Consider the following 1,022-nt stretch of genomic DNA (forward strand, 5'->3'; position numbering starts at 1 on the left):
ATGCCCCTACCGGAGGTCGTTACGGCGGCGGTACGCTCCAGAGATGCCGTGTTCAAGCGGCGTGCCCACTGCTGGAGACTTCATCCAGCGACTGTTGGGATCTGGCGGAATGAGCGAGGTGCAACCTCGCCCAACCTTCCGGGTTGCCCTGCCGCGGAGCGCCCATGATATTGGCCACTGACCTTTCCGTTGACGTCCGCCGCCGACGATCCGTCAGTGTGGTGAGTCGGGCGCTGTGGCATCCAAACACATTGCGTATCGACGATTGAGGCGAGTTCAACGGATAGGCGGGCCATTCGATCGGCTTCTTCGGCGGAACCGCGGCGGCGAGCCGGCCGCGGGGCCGCTGCCCGACCGGCGCGCCAACGCTCGCTGATCTCGCCGATGCGTCGGACGGCTTGGCCAGACACCCACGCGCGCGGCGTAATTCATGATTCGAGCCCGTCGACTGACGGCACTACCAGGAATGGAAACTCCTCATGTTCACCCGCATCACCGGCCGCGCCAGCGCTGTCATCGCCGTCAGCGTGGTGCTAACCGGCGGCGCGACGCTGCGCGAGGGCGCAGCAGTGGCCGACCCCAACCAGGACGAAATTTTCAAGGCGCTTCTCAACCAGGAAGACATCCCCGCCATCGAGGGCGTCCCAAGCCTGATCGACACCGCCCACAAGATTTGTCTTGTGCTCGATCGAGGCATTCCGGTGAACACCGTCGTGGGCGCGATGCTGAAAAATGCGTACTCCAAGGATCCGGCCGAGCGCCTCTACCCCCCGGCTCGCCTCGAATCCACCATGACCCGATTCATCACAGCGTCAGTAGAGGCCTACTGCCCGCACGATCAAAGCAAGATCGCTCCCATTTTGGTAACTCCCGCGCCGGCATCGAATGGGCCGACGCACCCTGCGGCGTATCTGCACGGCGCCGCAACCGATGCGGGTCAGCAGTTCACCGGCACTGCAGCCGCGGACCTGCCCACCACGGCGCTCGCCTCGGCAATCATGGCGCTTCCCTCCGGAGACATG

1 protein-coding gene is annotated in these 1,022 nt (G+C 64.6%); it reads left to right on the forward strand.

All coding sequences use genetic code 11. The features are described from left to right. Positions 1-479 precede the first annotated feature (479 nt). A partial coding sequence (locus A9X04_RS00320) for a DUF732 domain-containing protein (RefSeq protein WP_156764156.1) occupies positions 480-1,022 on the forward strand: 543 nt, incomplete at its 3' end.

The sequence above is a fragment of the Mycobacterium sp. E3247 genome (genome assembly GCF_001667785.1).
GTDB lineage: Bacteria > Actinomycetota > Actinomycetes > Mycobacteriales > Mycobacteriaceae > Mycobacterium.